The 14,707-nt window shown below is 72.7% G+C and carries 12 protein-coding genes; 6 read left to right on the forward strand and 6 right to left on the reverse strand.

From position 1 onward, the window contains the following. Nucleotides 1-196 precede the first annotated feature (196 nt). On the forward strand, nt 197-3,466 hold the full coding sequence (locus OG788_RS25235) for a BTAD domain-containing putative transcriptional regulator (RefSeq protein ID WP_406376835.1): 3,270 nt from the start codon (nt 197-199) through the stop codon (nt 3,464-3,466). 261 nt (nt 3,467-3,727) lie between these two features. Here the strand turns inward: OG788_RS25235 and OG788_RS25240 are convergent, their stop codons facing one another. From OG788_RS25240 to OG788_RS25250, 3 genes are all read right to left on the reverse strand, one after another. Beyond that, entirely contained in the window at nt 3,728-5,419 is a 1,692-nt protein-coding gene (locus OG788_RS25240; RefSeq protein ID WP_406373619.1) for a bifunctional 3'-5' exonuclease/DNA polymerase, read from the reverse strand. Nucleotides 5,420-5,514: 95 nt separating this feature from the next. Further along, on the reverse strand, nt 5,515-6,255 hold the full coding sequence (locus OG788_RS25245) for a Clp protease N-terminal domain-containing protein (protein WP_351542548.1): 741 nt from the start codon (nt 6,253-6,255) through the stop codon (nt 5,515-5,517). Nucleotides 6,256-6,512: 257 nt separating this feature from the next. Further along, nucleotides 6,513-8,636: an FtsX-like permease family protein gene (locus OG788_RS25250; protein WP_406373621.1), complete on the reverse strand. Its 2,124-nt coding sequence runs from the start codon at nt 8,634-8,636 to the stop codon at nt 6,513-6,515. Between the two features lie 349 nt (nt 8,637-8,985). On the opposite strand from OG788_RS25250, the gene OG788_RS25255 reads away from it, so the two are divergent. Then, nucleotides 8,986-10,113 carry a DUF2786 domain-containing protein gene (locus tag OG788_RS25255; RefSeq protein WP_406373623.1) on the forward strand — a complete coding sequence of 376 codons (1,128 nt, stop codon included), beginning with the start codon at nt 8,986-8,988 and terminating at the stop codon, nt 10,111-10,113. 30 nt (nt 10,114-10,143) lie between these two features. Here the strand turns inward: OG788_RS25255 and OG788_RS25260 are convergent, their stop codons facing one another. Both OG788_RS25260 and OG788_RS25265 read right to left on the reverse strand, forming a co-directional pair. Continuing rightward, on the reverse strand, nt 10,144-10,692 hold the full coding sequence (locus OG788_RS25260) for a DUF4232 domain-containing protein (protein ID WP_406373625.1): 549 nt from the start codon (nt 10,690-10,692) through the stop codon (nt 10,144-10,146). A 391-nt stretch (nt 10,693-11,083) separates the two neighbouring features. After that, a complete protein-coding gene (locus tag OG788_RS25265) occupies nt 11,084-11,596 on the reverse strand; it encodes a hypothetical protein (RefSeq protein WP_406373626.1) in 513 nt (170 codons plus the stop codon). 250 nt (nt 11,597-11,846) lie between these two features. Between OG788_RS25265 and OG788_RS25270 the strand changes: the two genes are divergently transcribed. From OG788_RS25270 to OG788_RS25285, 4 genes are all read left to right on the forward strand, one after another. Next, nucleotides 11,847-12,233 (forward strand): VOC family protein, encoded by a 387-nt coding sequence (locus OG788_RS25270; RefSeq protein WP_406373628.1) that lies wholly within the window; start codon nt 11,847-11,849, stop codon nt 12,231-12,233. Between the two features lie 275 nt (nt 12,234-12,508). After that, nucleotides 12,509-12,823 (forward strand): metalloregulator ArsR/SmtB family transcription factor, encoded by a 315-nt coding sequence (locus OG788_RS25275; protein WP_356752156.1) that lies wholly within the window; start codon nt 12,509-12,511, stop codon nt 12,821-12,823. Continuing rightward, nucleotides 12,820-13,284, forward strand: coding sequence for an SRPBCC domain-containing protein (locus OG788_RS25280; RefSeq protein WP_406373630.1), 465 nt, complete (start codon nt 12,820-12,822; stop codon nt 13,282-13,284). Before OG788_RS25275 ends, OG788_RS25280 begins: the two co-directional genes overlap by 4 nt. A gap of 205 nt (nt 13,285-13,489) precedes the next feature. Next, nucleotides 13,490-13,774 (forward strand): DUF397 domain-containing protein, encoded by a 285-nt coding sequence (locus OG788_RS25285; RefSeq protein ID WP_406365887.1) that lies wholly within the window; start codon nt 13,490-13,492, stop codon nt 13,772-13,774. 167 nt (nt 13,775-13,941) lie between these two features. Here OG788_RS25285 and OG788_RS25290 read toward each other — a convergent pair whose 3' ends face one another. Next, nucleotides 13,942-14,460 (reverse strand): ATP-binding protein, encoded by a 519-nt coding sequence (locus tag OG788_RS25290; protein WP_406373632.1) that lies wholly within the window; start codon nt 14,458-14,460, stop codon nt 13,942-13,944. Nucleotides 14,461-14,707 lie beyond the last annotated feature (247 nt).

The following is a 14,707-nucleotide window of genomic DNA, read 5'->3' on the forward strand; positions in this document are numbered from 1 at the left end:
ACGCGTAGTACGCGCGCACCGTCGGGCCAGATCCGATGTATTGATCACATCAGGCCCCGCCAACGGATCGCTAACATGAGGCCAACGGTTCTTTAGGGAACGATCAGTCGGTCGGCGTGAAATCGTCTCGAGAAGGCGGGATCTCGCCGTGGTGCGCGGCCGGAGCGGCCGGGCGGAGAGGCAGTGGGGCGGCGAGATGCGGAACGGGCTGCGGTTCGGGCTGCTGGGGCCGCCGGTCCTGTACGACGCCGACGGCGGGGTCGGCTCGATCGGCAGCGGCAAGACGCGTGCCCTGCTGGCCGCGCTCCTCCTCGAACCGGGCCGGGTCGTCTCCGTCGACGTCCTCAAGGACGCGCTGTGGGGCGGGGCGCCGCCCGCTTCCGCCCAGGCGTCCCTGCAGAACCACGTGACCCGGCTGCGCCGTCTCCTGGACGATCCGGAACGGCTGCGCGCCGTACCGCCGGGGTACGTCCTGCGGGTCGGTGAGGGCGAGTTGGACGTCCGCGTCTTCGAGCGGCACGCCACCTTCGCGCGCGATGCGCACGCCGAGCGGGACTGGGAACGGGCGCTGCGCGAGTGCACCGCCGCGCTCGCGCTGTGGCGCGGCACCCCGCTGAGCGGTCTGCCGCCCGAGACCGGCGGACACGCCTTCGTCCAGCGTCTGGAGGAGGCCCGGCTGCTGGTCCTGGAGTGGCGGTACGAGGCGGAGCTGTGCCTCGCTCCGACGGCCTCCCGACTCGGCCGGCTGGCACCGGAGCTGGCCGCCCGCACGGCCGAGCATCCGCTCCGCGAGTCCTTCCACCGGCTTCTCATGCTCGTCCTGCACCGCACCGGACGCCAGGCCGAGGCCCTCGCCGTCCACCGCGACCTGCGGGCCCGCCTGGTGGAGGAACTCGGTATCGAGCCGGGCCCCGCTGTGCGCAGGGCCCACCTGGAGATCCTGCGGGACAGCTATCGGGGCCCCGGTGGGCGCCGGGACGGCGACGCGGGCGGGCGCCGGGACGGTTTCGCGGACGCGGACCAGGAGGGTGAGGGAGGCCTGGACGCGGATGTGGCGCCTCGCCCCGCCCAACTCCCTCCGCCCCCGGCGTACTTCACAGGACGCGAGGACATCCACGATCAACTGCGGCTGATCCTGGACCCGGGCCACCCGGTGGATCCGGAAGGCCCGGAGCGCCCTCGCGGCGAGCTCGGCAGCACCGCGTCCGGCGGGGCCGCGTCCGCAGGCGTGCCCGGCGACGCGAAGCTCGCGGGGGCGATCACCGGGATGTCCCCTGTCGCGGTGATCAGCGGGATGGCCGGCGTCGGCAAGAGCGCACTCGCGCTGCACGTCGCCCACGGGCTGAGGGAACGATTCCCCGACGGTCAGCTGTACGTCAACCTGCACGGCGCCACCCCCGGCATGACCCCTCTCACCGCCGGTCAGGCGCTCGCCGCGCTCCTGCGTGACCTGGGCGCGGAACCCCGGCGCATCCCCGAACACCCGGACGCGGCGGCGGCGTTGCTCCGCTCGATGCTCGCGCCCACCCGCACCCTCATGGTGCTGGACGACGCGGCGCACGCCGCACAGGTGCGGCCGCTGCTGCCGGCGGGCGCGGGTTGTGCGGTGATCGTGACGAGCCGCTCGCCGCTCACCGCCCTCGACGGCGCCGACCGATTCCCGCTCGCGCCGCTGACGAAGGAGGACAGCGCGGCACTGCTCCGCGCGGTCTCCGGCCGCCGGGACGGACTCGACGGCGGGCACCCTCTCGTCGAACTCACCGGCCGGCTGCCGCTCGCCCTCCGTGTCGTCGCGGCCCGCCTGGCCGCCCGTCGCGCGCTCACCCCGGACGTTCTTGCCGGTCAACTGGCCGCCACGGAAGGACGCTTGCACCATCTGGAGTACGACGATCTGAGCGTGCGCCGCTCACTCGCCGTCGCCCACGACGCACTGCGCGCCTCCGAGCGTGAGGCCGACCGGGACGCGGCGCTCGCCCTGTGCCGGATCGGCGCGCTCGACCTGCCCGTCTACGGAGCCGCCCTCGTCGCCCGCCTCACCGGCACCGACGAGCGCCGTGCCGAGGCCGCGCTCGACCGTCTCGTCGACGTCGCCCTCCTGGAGGAGACGGCCTACGGCCGCTACGCGCCCCACGACCTCGTACGGGATTTCGCCCGGGAGATCGCGGGCGCGGCGGAATGCGTCGCCGCGACGGCGGGCGCGGGCGCTCGGGCCGCCGGGGTCGGCGGGGCCCCCGGCATCCCCGGCGGCGTTGTCGCCTCCGGTGGTGACCGGTCTGCCGCCCCGGGCAGCCACGGAAATGCCGTTCCGCCCGGTCACGACGTGGTCGTCGACGTTCCCCTCGGCCATGACGCGGTCGTCGCGGAACGCGCCCTGCGCTGGTACGCCGGTGTCGCCGCCCGTTCCCTGGAGGCGATCCTCGAACCCGGCCTCGACCGGGAGGACCGCAGCCGGCCGACCGCCTCGCAGCCGGCCGGGCACGCGGCGGACGTCGCGGCCACGCCCCCGTTCTGTTCGGCGCGAGAGGCCTTCGCCTGGGGCGACACGGAACTGTCGAACGTGGTCGCGCTGGCGGAGCGATACGCGCAGACCTCGCCGTACGTTCCTCTGCTGGCCCGCATGCTCAACCCGTACATCCAACGCAGTGGCCGTGTGGCCGAGTTGGAGGTTCTCCACCGGGCCGCGCTCGACGCGGCGCGGCGGCTCGGCGACGAGGCCGCCGAGGCGTACGCGCTCGGCGATCTCGGGGGTCTGCACTTCGTGACGGGCCGTGTGGGCGAGGCTCTGGCCCTGAACGACCAGGCGCTCGCGATCTGGCGTCGGCTCGGGGTGCTGTCCTGGATGCGGCGGGGGCTGAACAACAGGGGCATGCTGCTCGAAAGCCTCGGCCGTTACGCCGAGTCCAGTGAGGCCCTGCTCCAAAGTCTCCAGTTCTCGCGGGAGTTGGGTGACCCGCACATGGAGGCCATCACCTACAGCCACCTCGGCAACCTGTACGAGCACACCGACCCACGGGCCGCGATCGACCACCACAAGCGCAGCCTCGCGATCGGTGACGCCGTGCAGGACGTGATCATCCGGCACTCCGCGCACTGCAACATCGGCTACGCCCATCTCACGCTCGGCGAACCGGCCGCCGCCGTACCGCACTTCGAGGAGAGCCTGCGCATCCTGGGCGGCCACGGCGACTGGCACGGCGAGTCACAGACCCGGCTCGGTCTGGTGCGCGCCCTGCGGGGCGTCGGCCAGTGGGAACGGGCCGCGCGCGAGTGCGATCTGCTGCGGTGCCGCGCCGACCGTCGCGCCGACCGGTACACCGGGGGCCTCGCCCGCCACCAGCAGGGGCTGCTGCTGCGGGAGAGAGGCGACGCCGAAGCGGCCTATCAGGAGTGGGCGTCGGCGCTGGAGGCGCTGGAGGAGACGGACAGCCCGGTGGCGGGCGAGCTGCGGAAGCTGCTCGCGACGTAGCGCTGCCCACCGTCGATTCCTCCGCCATCGCCATCGCCATCGCCATCGCCTCCGGCTCCGCCTCCGCCATCGCCACCACCGCCGCGATCGCTGCCATCACCGCTGTCGCCGTCGCCGGCACCACCGTCTTCGCCGTCCCGGACGGAATCCTGGGCCGAAGCCCCAGGCCGAAGCCCCAGGCCGAAGCCCCAGGCCGAAGCCCCAGGCTGAAGACTCAGGCTGAAATCCCAGGCCGAAGACCCAGGAGGCCGCGTGGGCGGGCTACTTGGCGTCCGCGTAGCACCGCACGACCGCCGTCGTGAACGGAAAGCGGACCGGCGTCTCCCCGAAGGTGAGGCGGCCCGCGAGTTCGGCCGCGTCGCGGATGGCGGCCACCACGGTGTCGGCCTCCTCCTCGGGGCAGTGCACGATCACCTCGTCGTGCTGGAAGAAGACCAGCTCGGCGGCGAGCTGGGAGCAGGTGCGGCGCAGTGCCGCCAGGACCAGCAGGGCCCAGTCGGCGGCGCTGCCCTGCACGACGAAGTTGCGTGCGAACCGTCCGCGGGCGCGGGAGTCGGAGGAGGCGTAACCCGGCACCCAGCCCTGGTCGACGGGGGTGTCCACGGCGTCGTCCTGCGGGATGCCCGCCTCTTCCCCGCTGTCCTCGCCCGTCCCGGCCGCCGGCGGGCAGGTCCGCCCGAGCCACGTCCGCACCAGGCGCCCCTCCTCGCCGGCGCGGGCCGCGTCGTCGACGTAGGCCACGGCCTGGGGGAAACGGCGGCGGAGCAGTGCGAGATTCTTCAGTCCGTCGCCGGACGTCTGGCCGTAGACGGCGCCGAGCACGGCGAGTTTGGCCTGTGCGCGGTCGCCGGAGAAGGCCCGGTCCGACACCGACTGGTAGAGGTCGCTCTCGCGGCCCGCGACCTCCATCAGGCCGGGGTCGCGCGAGATGGCCGCGAGGACGCGGGGCTCCATCTGGTCGGCGTCGGCGACGACCAGCCGCCAGCCGGGATCGGCGACGACGGCGCGCCGGATCACCTTGGGGATCTGGAGGGCGCCGCCGCCGTTCGTCACCCAGCGTCCGGTGACCGTCCCGCCCGGCAGGTATTCGGGCCGGAACCGGCCGTCGCGCACCCAGTCCTGGAGCCAGGACCAGCCGTGGGCGACCCAGATGCGGTACAGCTTCTTGTATTCGAGGAGCGGCTTCACGGCCGGATGGTCGATCGACTCGATCTCCCACCGCCGGGTGGACTTGACCTTGATCCCGGCCTGCGCGAACGCCTTGACGACGTCGGCCGGCAGATCGGGTCTGACCCGTCGGCCGAAGGCGGCGGAGACCTCGTCGGTGAGCTCGGCGAGGCGCCGGGGTTCACCGCCTCCGGTGTACCGCTCGCCGAGCAGTTCGTGCAGCACGTCCCGGTGGACGTCCGCGCTCCACGGCAGCCCCGACTGGTTCATCTCGGCGGCGACCAGCATCCCCGCGGACTCGGATGCCGTGAGCAGCCGCATCCGCCCCGGATGCGTGGCCGTGTCGTGGCGGCGCTGCTGGTCGGCGTACACCGTGAGGAGATCCGCCAGCGGTAGGTGGACCGGGCGCGGTTCGAAGAGGGAGGACTGTGAACCGGGCTCGGCGGAGCGCTGCGGCGGGTCGGGCGGCACGGGGCCGCCGCGCAGTCTTGCCACCGCGGCGGCCGCCGACCGGGGCTCGCCGAGCCGCCCCTCGTGTCCGAGCAGCAGGGTCTCGGCGGCCTCCATGTCGTAACACCGCTCCACTCGCACCCCCGTGGCGAGCAGTCTCGGATAGACATCGGCCGTCGACCGCCACACCCACCGGCTCACGTCCGGACGGGTGCGCACGGCCTCGGTGAGGTCCGCCTCCCGGCGGACCGGCCCCGTGGGCAGCCCGTCCGGGCCGAGGGCGGCGATCTCCACGCCGCCGTCCTCGGCCGGCGCGAGAGCCCAGCGCTCGGTCATGCTTCCGAGTCTCGCAGGGGGGTCTGACAATGCCCTTCGGCGACGCGGCGCGTGACGCGCCGGGCCCGCAGCCTCCCGCCGATCATCGCCCTCCGCTATCCGTTCCCCTCCGCCGCCTTCTGCTCGACGAGCTCATCGAGCATGCGTCCGATGTGTGCCTCGGACGCCGCCTTGTCGACGCCGGCGGAGCTGAGGACGCCCTCGCCGTTCTCGAACTCCAGGAGGGCGAGCAGGATGTGCTCGGTGCCGACGTAGTTGTGGCCGAGGCGGAGAGCCTCGCGGAAGGTGAGTTCAAGGACCTTCTTGGCGGCGGGGCCGTACGGGACCAGTTCGGGGACCTCGTCGGCGGCGGGCGGGAGGGCCGCGGTGGCCGCCTCGCGGACGGTTTCCAGCGAGACGCCCTGGGCGGTGATCGCTCGTGCGGCGAGTGCGTCGGGCTCGCTGAGCAGGCCGAGGACGAGGTGCGCGGGCAGTCCTTCGGTGCAGCCCGTGGCCTTGGACTCGTTGTGCGCGACCATGACCACCTTGCGGGCCCGCTCGGTGTAGCGGCCGAACCCTTGGCTGGGGTCGAGGTCCGCCTCCGCCTTCGGGACGAACCGCTTCTGCGCGGCCTGCCGGGTGACTCCCATGCTCCTGCCGATGTCCGTCCAGGACGCCCCCGAGCGCCGCGCCTGGTCCACGAAGTGCCCGATCAGGTGGTCGGCCACGTCGCCCAGGTGATCCGCCGCGATCACCGCGTCCTGGAGCTGGTCGAGCGCGTCGCTGTGAACCTTCTTGATGGCCTCGATGAGGTCGTCGAGGCGCACAGATGCCTTGCCGGGTGGATTCGTCGTCATATGTCAACGGTAGGTTGACAGTCCATGAGTGTCAACCCGAAGTTGACAGCTGTTCTGGTGGAGGCGTCCGCGAGTCGGGGGCGCCTCGGCGGCTCCGGTTGAGCGCTTCGGTGTGCCCGGTGAGCGTTGCGCCGACCTGGGGCGCGTCGGCCCGGAGAGTCGCGCCGGCCCGGAGAGTCGCGGCGGCCCGGAGAGTCGCGGCGGCCCGGAGAGTCGCGTCGGGAAGAGCAGTCGCGTCGGTCGACGGGGCCGTTCCGTCACGTCCGCCCCCACGCCCCCGCCACTGAGGCCCCCACCCCGATCACCAGGCACACCCCCACGCACCAGGACAGCGGCCCCCAGGGCACCACCACGCCCACCGGAGCCGACAACCGCCCCAGCGCTCCCGCCAGCCCCGCGAGATTCACCCCGGCGACGGCGGCGCCGAGTGCCGCGCCCACGCAGACCGCGACCGCCGCCTCGCCGGCGACCACACCCAGCGCCTGTGCCCGGGTGGCGCCCGCCCGGCGCAGGGACCGGAGTTCCGCACCCCGCGCGGAGGTCGCCATCAGACAGGTGCCGGCGAGGGAGATCCCGGCGTAGACGAGGGCGATCCCCAGGACCACCAGGAGTCCGAGCCGGGTCTGCGGGCCGCCGCGCGGGTGGGTCGCGGCCAGCCAGGCCGGGGTGGCGCGCACCGTGCCGCCGGACAGCCGCAGCGCCTGTGCGACCGCCGCCGGGTCGGCCCCGCGCAGCACCCGCGCGTCGAGGCGGTCGACGGTCGAACCCGGTGCGTTGGCCGCCGTCACGTACGCCCCGTTGTCGCCCGTGCCGCGTGCCAGGACGGCCGCGATCCGCAGCCGGGCGGGCCGCCCGTCGCCCAGCCGGACGGAGACCCAGGAGCCCACCTCGTGGCGTTCCCACTCCTCGTCGACGACGATCGAGCGGTCGTCGAGATCGCGCACGTCGCCCGCGACCACCGGCAGCCGGGTCACCGACGCGAACGCCGCCACGTCGCTCACCGCCCGTGCGTCCGACCGTAGGAGCGCGGTCCCTTCCTCGCGCACGAAGACGGCGGTCGACGCGGTCCCGGACACCGTCGCGCCGGGTACCGTCACCTTCTTCAGGTGATCACCGGTGACGACGAACTGGGCCAGCGTCCGCTCCCGTGCCTCAGTCGCCCGCGCTCCGGTCACGGTCGCCGCCGACCCGAGCAGCGATCCGGCCAGCGCGACCGTCACCAGTACGGGAGCCGCCACGGCGGCGGTGCGCCGGACGGAGGCCGCCGCGTTCTCGCGGATCAGCAGCCCGTAGGCACGAGGGAGCCGCCGGAGCGGAAGCAGCCGTACGGCCGGACCCACCAGCATCGGCGCCAGCACGGCCACCGCTGTGATCAGCACCATCGGCTGCGTCGCGTAGGTCTTGCGCTTCAACAGCGCCGCCGGGTCCGCGTACAGCGTCCAGGCCGTCAGTCCGAGTCCGGCCGCGAGCAGGACCACCCCGGTCACCCGCCGGGAACGCGGCATCACCCCCGTGTCCACCGACGCCTCGCGCAGCGCCTCCAGGGGGCCGGTCCGCCCTGCCCGCCGCGCGGAGGCCCAGGCGCCCGCGAGGGCCACCGAAACCCCTGTGCAGAAGGCGACTTCGTACGGCCAGTACGTCCCGTCCCGCAGCGCGAACCAGGGCGGCGCCACCCCGCCGTCCACCAACGACCGTACGAGCAGAGGCGCTTCACGGCCGCCCAGCACACAGCCCGCAGCCGAGGCCGTCAGCCCCACCGCGAGCGCCTCCCCGAGCACGGTCCGCCGGACCTGCCCCGGCAGGGCGCCGACCAGCCGCAGCAGCCCGAACTCCCTTCGCCGCAGGGCCACTACGAAGGCGAAGGTCGACGCCGTCACGAAGACCGAGACGAAGGCCGTCACGCCGGCGGCCGTGCCCAGCAGCGCGTCGACTCCGACCAGCGCCTCGGCGTCCCGCGCGGCGGAGGGATCGGCCCGGTGCCGTTCGTCGCCGGTGAGCACACGGGCGCGATCGCCGACGAGCCGCCGTACGGCCGCGACGGGAGCGTCGACGCCGACCGCGTCCCGGGCCGCGCCGTCGGTCCGGACCCGTCCCAAGGTCCCGAGTTCGGCGATCAATTCGCTGTCCACAGGGTGTGGATGCGCCAGCGGCTTCGATGCCAGGGCGGTACCCGGCCCCCGCCGGACCTCCATCGTGAGGGTGTCCTGGCCCATCACCACGACCGGCGAGGCCGCGAACCGGGTCGGCGGGCGCGTGGGCGGATCGACCGCGGCGGCGAGGCCCAGCCCCATGGCCGTCATCACCGCCACCCCGAGCGTGACGGCGACAAAGCACCCGAGAAGGGACGGCCAGCGCGACCGCAGCGACGCGATGCTCAGCACGCCACCCGCTCCGCCCCGGTCGCACGGGCCGCCCGGCTCTCCCCGGCTGCCCGGAGACATACGGGGATCCGGAGCCGTACGGAGGGTCGGACACGTACGGGGGGCCGGAGTCGTACGGAAGGCCGGACACGTACGCAAGGCCGGAGGCGTGCGAGAGGCCGGGGACCTGCGGAAGGCCGGAGGGGGGCGGAGGGCTGGAGGTCCGCGGGGGATCGGAGGCGCGCGGCGGTGTTCGGCATGGCTCCAGCGAACCGTCCGCCGGCCGCCCGGACACGACCACCAGGGGGCGTCCCGGGGGTGGGGCAGGCCATACCTCGGGGACTCGGCCGGCCCGTGACACGATCGGAGAATGAGTACGTCCAGCATCGTGGAGCGCGCCTTCGCGGCCGCCCTCTACGCCGACTCCGAATCGGCCCTCGACACCGGCGCCTCCCTGCTCGCCGCCGATCCGGCTTCCGACGCCGAACTCGCCGGGCGCGGTGAGGAGTTCGTCGCGGCGGCCTGGCGGCGCGGCTGGCAGCCCGCCGACGTCGTACGGATCGTGCGGCGCGACCTGGACGACGTACACGTACGCCTGGTGACGTCCTCGATCCTCAAGGAGCGGGACTCGGACCGCTCGGCCAGGGGCGCGCGCTGGGCGGCCCAGCTCGACGAGTTGGAGGCCGAACCCCACGACGTCCGCACCGACCGCTTCTCCCGTGCCACCGCCGTCCTGGAGCTCTACCGTCTGCTCCTGCGGCTGCCCGCCATCGAGCCGCTGGACGCGCCGCGTGCGGCGCCCACGGCGGCCGCGCCGCAGGAGACGCGCATGCTCACCCGCATCCGCGCCCTGCTCGCGAAGGCGGAGGGGACCGGGTTCCCGGAGGAGGCGGAGGCACTCAGCGCCAAGGCGCAGGAGTTGATGGCGCGGCACAGCATCGACGAGGCGTTGCTGGCCGCCCGGACGCACGCGAAGAACGCGCCCGGCGCCTGCCGGATCGGCGTCGAGCCGCCGTACGAGACCGCCAAGGCGGTGCTCCTGGACGCGGTGGCCGGTGCGAACCGCTGCCGGGCCGTGTGGAACGAGGCCCTCGGCTTCTCGACCGTGGTCGGCTTCGAACCCGATCTGGAGGCGGTCGAGCTGCTCTACACCTCGCTCCTCGTGCAGGCCACGGCGGCGATGACGAAGGCGGAGGCGGCGCAGCGGGCGGGCGGCCGAAAGCGCACGAAGACCTTCCGGCAGTCGTTCCTCGCCGCCTACGCGCACCGGATCGGCGACCGGCTCGCGTCGGTCGCAGAGGGCCAGGTGACCGCCACGGAGGGGGAGTTGCTGCCGGTGCTCGCGGCCCGCGATGTGGCGGTCGCGGACCACCTGGACCGGATGTTCCCCGAGACCGTGACGACCCGGATGCGTGGGGTCACCGACGAGGCCGGATGGCACGCGGGTGCCGCGGCGGCGGACCGGGCACAGGTCAGGGACCGGCGCCCGCTCCCGTAGGAGCCCGGCAGGGCGGGCGTCCGTCCGCCGTCAGTCGCCCGCGTGCTGGAACGCCGTCACGGAGGCGTTCGGTTCGGTCGCCGATCCCTTGCCCGCGAGCGGGCCGTACGACCACGGGAAGTCCTGGGTGGCGTCGGCGCCGGGCAGGGCGATCTTCAGGGTCTTCGCGGCGAGGGTCTTCGCGTCGCCGTCCGCGCCCCGGACGTAGGTGATGGTGAAGGACGCGGTGTCGCCCTTGGCGAGGGTCAGCTCGGCCGGCTGCGCGGACTTGTCCGCGACGATGTCCGCGGAGGTGCCGCCCGCCTGTACGGAGAGGCTCGGGAAGCCCTTCAGGGTGCACGCGGCGCCCTTGTTCGTGAGGGTGACCGGGATGTTGCCCGTGTCCCCGGCGGCCGTGGCGGCGTTCGCGGGACCGACCTGGATGCCGGTGTCACCGATCCCGCAGGCCGCGACGGCGGCCTTCTTCGCGGGGGCGGAGGAGCCTCCGGATTTCCCGGAGTCGCTGGAACCGCCGTCGTCGCAGGAGGTCAGGGCGAGGGCCGCCGCGAGGACGGTGACGGCGATGGGCAGAGCGCGCATGGGTTCCCCTGGGGGTCGTGACGATGTGCATGGATCATCACGCACGCGGGTCCACCGAGGTTGCGCGCCCCTGGCCGTTCACCCGCCCTGGACCGATATCGCCCGTTCTTGTCCCAGCGCTTTCCCCGCGCTGACGGAATGAGCCGACTCCGGGCCGAAGGGGATCGCTCTTTCGGGGACCGGCCATCGCCCGAACTTGAGCGGGAGCGGGAGTCCCAGTCCCAGCCCAGTCCGGGTCCGAGCCGAGCCGAGCCCGAGCCCGGGTCCGAGCCCGAGCCCGAGCCCGAGCCCGGGTCCGAGCCGAGCCCGAGCCCGGGTCCGAGCCGAGCCCGAGCCCGAGCCCGGGTCCGAGCCGAGTCCGGGCCCGGGTCCGATTCCGAGCCAGGGTCGATCAGGAACCCAGGCTCGCGGTGGGCAGCCCGCTGGGCAGTTCCCCGCCCTCGCTCTTGGTGTACGTCTCCTGGCCGAGGTCGCCCTCCCAGGTGACCTTCAGGGTCGTACCGCTGACGGAGTCGACCATGCCGACGGCACGCTTCCTGCTGCCGTCCGTGCAGGTGAGGCGGATCATCCGCATGTTCGCCTCCTTGGACGAGGTGCCGCTGCACATGGTGCCACCGGTCGCGAAGAGGCCCGCCTGCTTGCCGTTGATCATCAGGACCACGGCCTTGCCGCCCGCGGTGGTGAGCCAACTGCCCTGGAGCTTGCCGCCCGCCGAGGACGTGCTTCCGGAGCCGCCACCCGTTCCGGTGCCGTCCGTGGCGGACGCGCTCGCGCTCGGGCTCGCCGACGGGTCCCCGGAGTCGTCGCCGCCGCTGCTGCAACCGGTCAGCGCGAGCGCCGCGGCCAGGCCCACGGCCGCGGCCGCGGTGCGCGCCTGGCGGGACGGGAAGGTCGCCGTAGTCACTGGAGCCCCCAAGGGTGGGATGGATGCGGGTCGCCCGAACGATCGCCGCAAGTTATCAGGAGGACCCATGGGCCCCCGGCGGGAAACCGTCGTGCGCTTGCTCACGCGGCTTCCCCGGGCCTCAGGCGGCTACACCGGAGAGGGGTCCAAGGCCCGGATGCGGCGGAGGTCCCGCACCCACCCGGAACGCCATAGGTAGGAGTTTCCCTACGGTTGACGCGTAGGGAAACTCCTACCTATTCTGCGGTCCATGAACATCACCCACGCCTCCTTCGTCACCCTCCCCGTCGCCGACCAGGACCGGGCCCTGCGCTTCTACACGGACGTCCTCGGTTTCGAGGTCACCGCCGACCTGGACATGCCGCCCGGCTGGTGGCTCCAGGTCGCGCCGGAGGGGGCGCAGACCGTCTTCACGCTGTCGGGTCCGGGCATGGGGAGTTTCACGCCCGGCGAGACCCGGGGGATCATGTTGGTCACGACCGATGTCGACGCCGACTGCGCGCGGCTCACCGCCGCGGGTGTCGCGGTGGAGGGTCCCGACGACCTTCCCTGGGGCCGCATGGCCTCGTTCAGCGACCCGGACGGCAACAGCCTGATGCTGATCACGGAGAAGGCCCTGGAAACGGCCTCGGAGTAGGAGCGAAGGGTGCTGAGCGCGCCATGACGGTGATCCGGACCGGGAGCGAGACCGGGATCGAGGCGGCCCCGGGGGGCGGAGCCGCCTCGGCAGTGGGGGGTGGGGCTTCCACCGGAGCCTCCACCGGCACCGCTGCCGGAGTCCCCACCGGCACCGCTGCCGGGCTCCCCGCGGGAGTCCCCGTCGGCACCGCTGCCCGGGTCCCCGTCGGAGCCCCCGCAGAGGTTCCCGTCGACGCTTCCGCCGGAACTCCCGCCGGAGCCCGCGAGGACCAGATCTTCGCCGCGCTCGCCAACGCGACCCGGCGTGAGGTGCTCCGGCTGCTGCGTGAGCGGGGGCCCCAGCCCGTCCAGGCCCTGGCCGACCACTTCGCCATGCGGCGCCCCAGCCTCTCGGAACACCTCAAGGTGCTCCGGGAGGCCGGACTCGTGTCCGAGGAGCGCGCGGGCCGGCAGCGCATCTACCGTCTGGAGGCCGCCCCGCTCGCCGATGTACAGGACTGGCTCCATCCGTACGAGCGGTTCTGGCGCGACAGGCTGAAGGGGCTCGGCGATCTTCTCGACCGCATGCCCGACGATGCCGAGACATGAACTCCGCCCCAGAGGACGACGACCTCACGACCATCCGCGTCGACCAGTTCCTGCCGCATCCGCCCGCCAAGGTCTGGCGCGCCCTCACCGAGCCCGAACTGCTCGCGCAGTGGCAGATGCCGGGGTCCGAGAACTTCCGGCTCGAGGTCGGCCACCGGTACGCGCTGACCGCGGTCCCGCGCCCCAACACGAACTTCTCCGGCACCGTCGACGTGCGCGTTCTCGCCTATGAACCGGAGCGGATGCTGAGCGTCCGGTGGGCGGACGCGGACGTCTCCCGTCCCGCCGAGTGGACCATTACTTGGACACTGGAACAGGAAGGGCGCGGTACGCGTCTCTTCCTAGTACACGAGGGATTCGATCCGGACGATCCCGCACAGATGATGGCGCGGAAGATCATGGACGGGGGCTGGAGGTCGCATGTGATGCGATCTCTGGGGAATGCGCTGGACCGGATGTAGTCCGTTCCGCACTCCGGTGAGCTGCAGGCCGTAGTCGGGAGAACGACAGCCGGTAGTCAAGTGCCGGTAAAAGCTGTAACCGCAGGACCACCCCGCGTGCACGTGCATCTGCCCATGCAACTGCACATGAACAGAGCTATGATCCGAGTCAGTTGACTACTGCATCTATGGCCACCTCAGCCACTGCACGACCGGGGAGCGACCTGTGGACCACGACGTGTTCGACGTGGATGACGTGTACGACGGCATGGCTGAAGACGTGTACAACGGCATGGCCGCGACCGAGCTGAACGGCGTCGCCTGGCAGAAGAGTCGGCACAGCAACTCACAGGGTTCCTGCGTGGAGTTCGCGCGGTTGCCCGGCGGTGACGTGGCCGTGCGGAATTCGCGGTTCCCCGAGGGGCCCGCGCTCGTCTACACGCGTGCCGAGATCGAGGCGATGCTGCTGGGCATCAAGGACGGCGAGTTCGATCACCTGATCGCGGGCTGACGGCCGTGGTCGCGGGTCGTTTCGAGTGCGTCGGCCGCGGGAGTGCCGGCCGTGGCGACGCCTGCGGCGGGCGTGCCGGCGGGCAGGTCGGTGTCAACCGGGAGCGATCCTCACTCGCCGTTCAGTAACGCGCGTAGAACCGCGGCGCCGAAAAGCGCCGCGGTTCGTCATTCGGAGGGGAGCGCGGCCGGGGGTTGTGGCCCCAGCCGGAACAGCGCCCACACGACCTTGCCGCTGAGCGTCCCGGCGAGCGGGTGCCAGCCCCAGCTGTCGGAGAACGAGTCGACCAGGAAGAGGCCGCGCCCCGACTCCGCCGAGAAGTCCTCCGAGTCGCCGGCGACCGGACTGTCGTGGCTGGGGTCGCGCACCGCGCACACCAGACGCGAGGTCCACCGCATCAAGTGCAGCCGTACGGGCGGCCCTTGGTCGTCCTTGCGAGGCGTGTCCGAGGGCAGCGCGTGTCGCAGGGCGTTGGTGACGAGTTCGGAGACCACCAGACAGACGTCGTCGAAACGGTCGCCTATCTCCCACTGGTCCAGCGTGCCGCGGGTGAACTGCCGGGCCTCGCGCACCGCTTCGTAGCGGGCGGGCAAGGCGCACGAGGCGGCGCTGGACACGGCCGCGGGATCGAGAGGCGGAAGTCCCTGCCGTAAGGGTTCGAGCATGGTCGATCCATTCGTCCCCATGCGAGGCACTCCCGGGTGTTCGCGGTCGTTGCGATGCAGCGGTGGCGCGGGGACCATGGTTCCGAATGCGTACAGCAGATGCAAGGGCAGATGCACGTGCACGCGCCCGAATTGGACCTTCCTCTCCTACTTCTTACTCATTTCTTCTGTCACCTTATTCCCAGTTGTTGGCGCCGGACTGATCTTTTCCTGTGCGGCTCCTTTGGCTACTTTCCGTTTCCGTAACCGAACGAGTACAGCTTGAAGT

Source organism: Streptomyces sp. NBC_00647, from assembly GCF_045207245.1.
Taxonomy (GTDB): domain Bacteria; phylum Actinomycetota; class Actinomycetes; order Streptomycetales; family Streptomycetaceae; genus Streptomyces.

Bases quoted from the DNA above. Each gene is read 5' to 3' on its own strand.
- OG788_RS25270 (WP_406373628.1), top strand. From the start codon at position 11,847: ATGAACATCACCCACGCCTCCTTCGTCACCCTCCCCGTCGCCGACCAG.
- OG788_RS25280 (WP_406373630.1), top strand. From the start codon at position 12,820: ATGAACTCCGCCCCAGAGGACGACGACCTCACGACCATCCGCGTCGAC.
- OG788_RS25235 (WP_406376835.1), top strand. From the start codon at position 197: ATGCGGAACGGGCTGCGGTTCGGGCTGCTGGGGCCGCCGGTCCTGTAC.
- OG788_RS25290 (WP_406373632.1), bottom strand. From the start codon at position 14,460: ATGGGGACGAATGGATCGACCATGCTCGAACCCTTACGGCAGGGACTT.
- OG788_RS25260 (WP_406373625.1), bottom strand. From the start codon at position 10,692: ATGCGCGCTCTGCCCATCGCCGTCACCGTCCTCGCGGCGGCCCTCGCC.
- OG788_RS25240 (WP_406373619.1), bottom strand. From the start codon at position 5,419: ATGACCGAGCGCTGGGCTCTCGCGCCGGCCGAGGACGGCGGCGTGGAG.
- OG788_RS25245 (WP_351542548.1), bottom strand. From the start codon at position 6,255: ATGACGACGAATCCACCCGGCAAGGCATCTGTGCGCCTCGACGACCTC.
- OG788_RS25255 (WP_406373623.1), top strand. From the start codon at position 8,986: ATGAGTACGTCCAGCATCGTGGAGCGCGCCTTCGCGGCCGCCCTCTAC.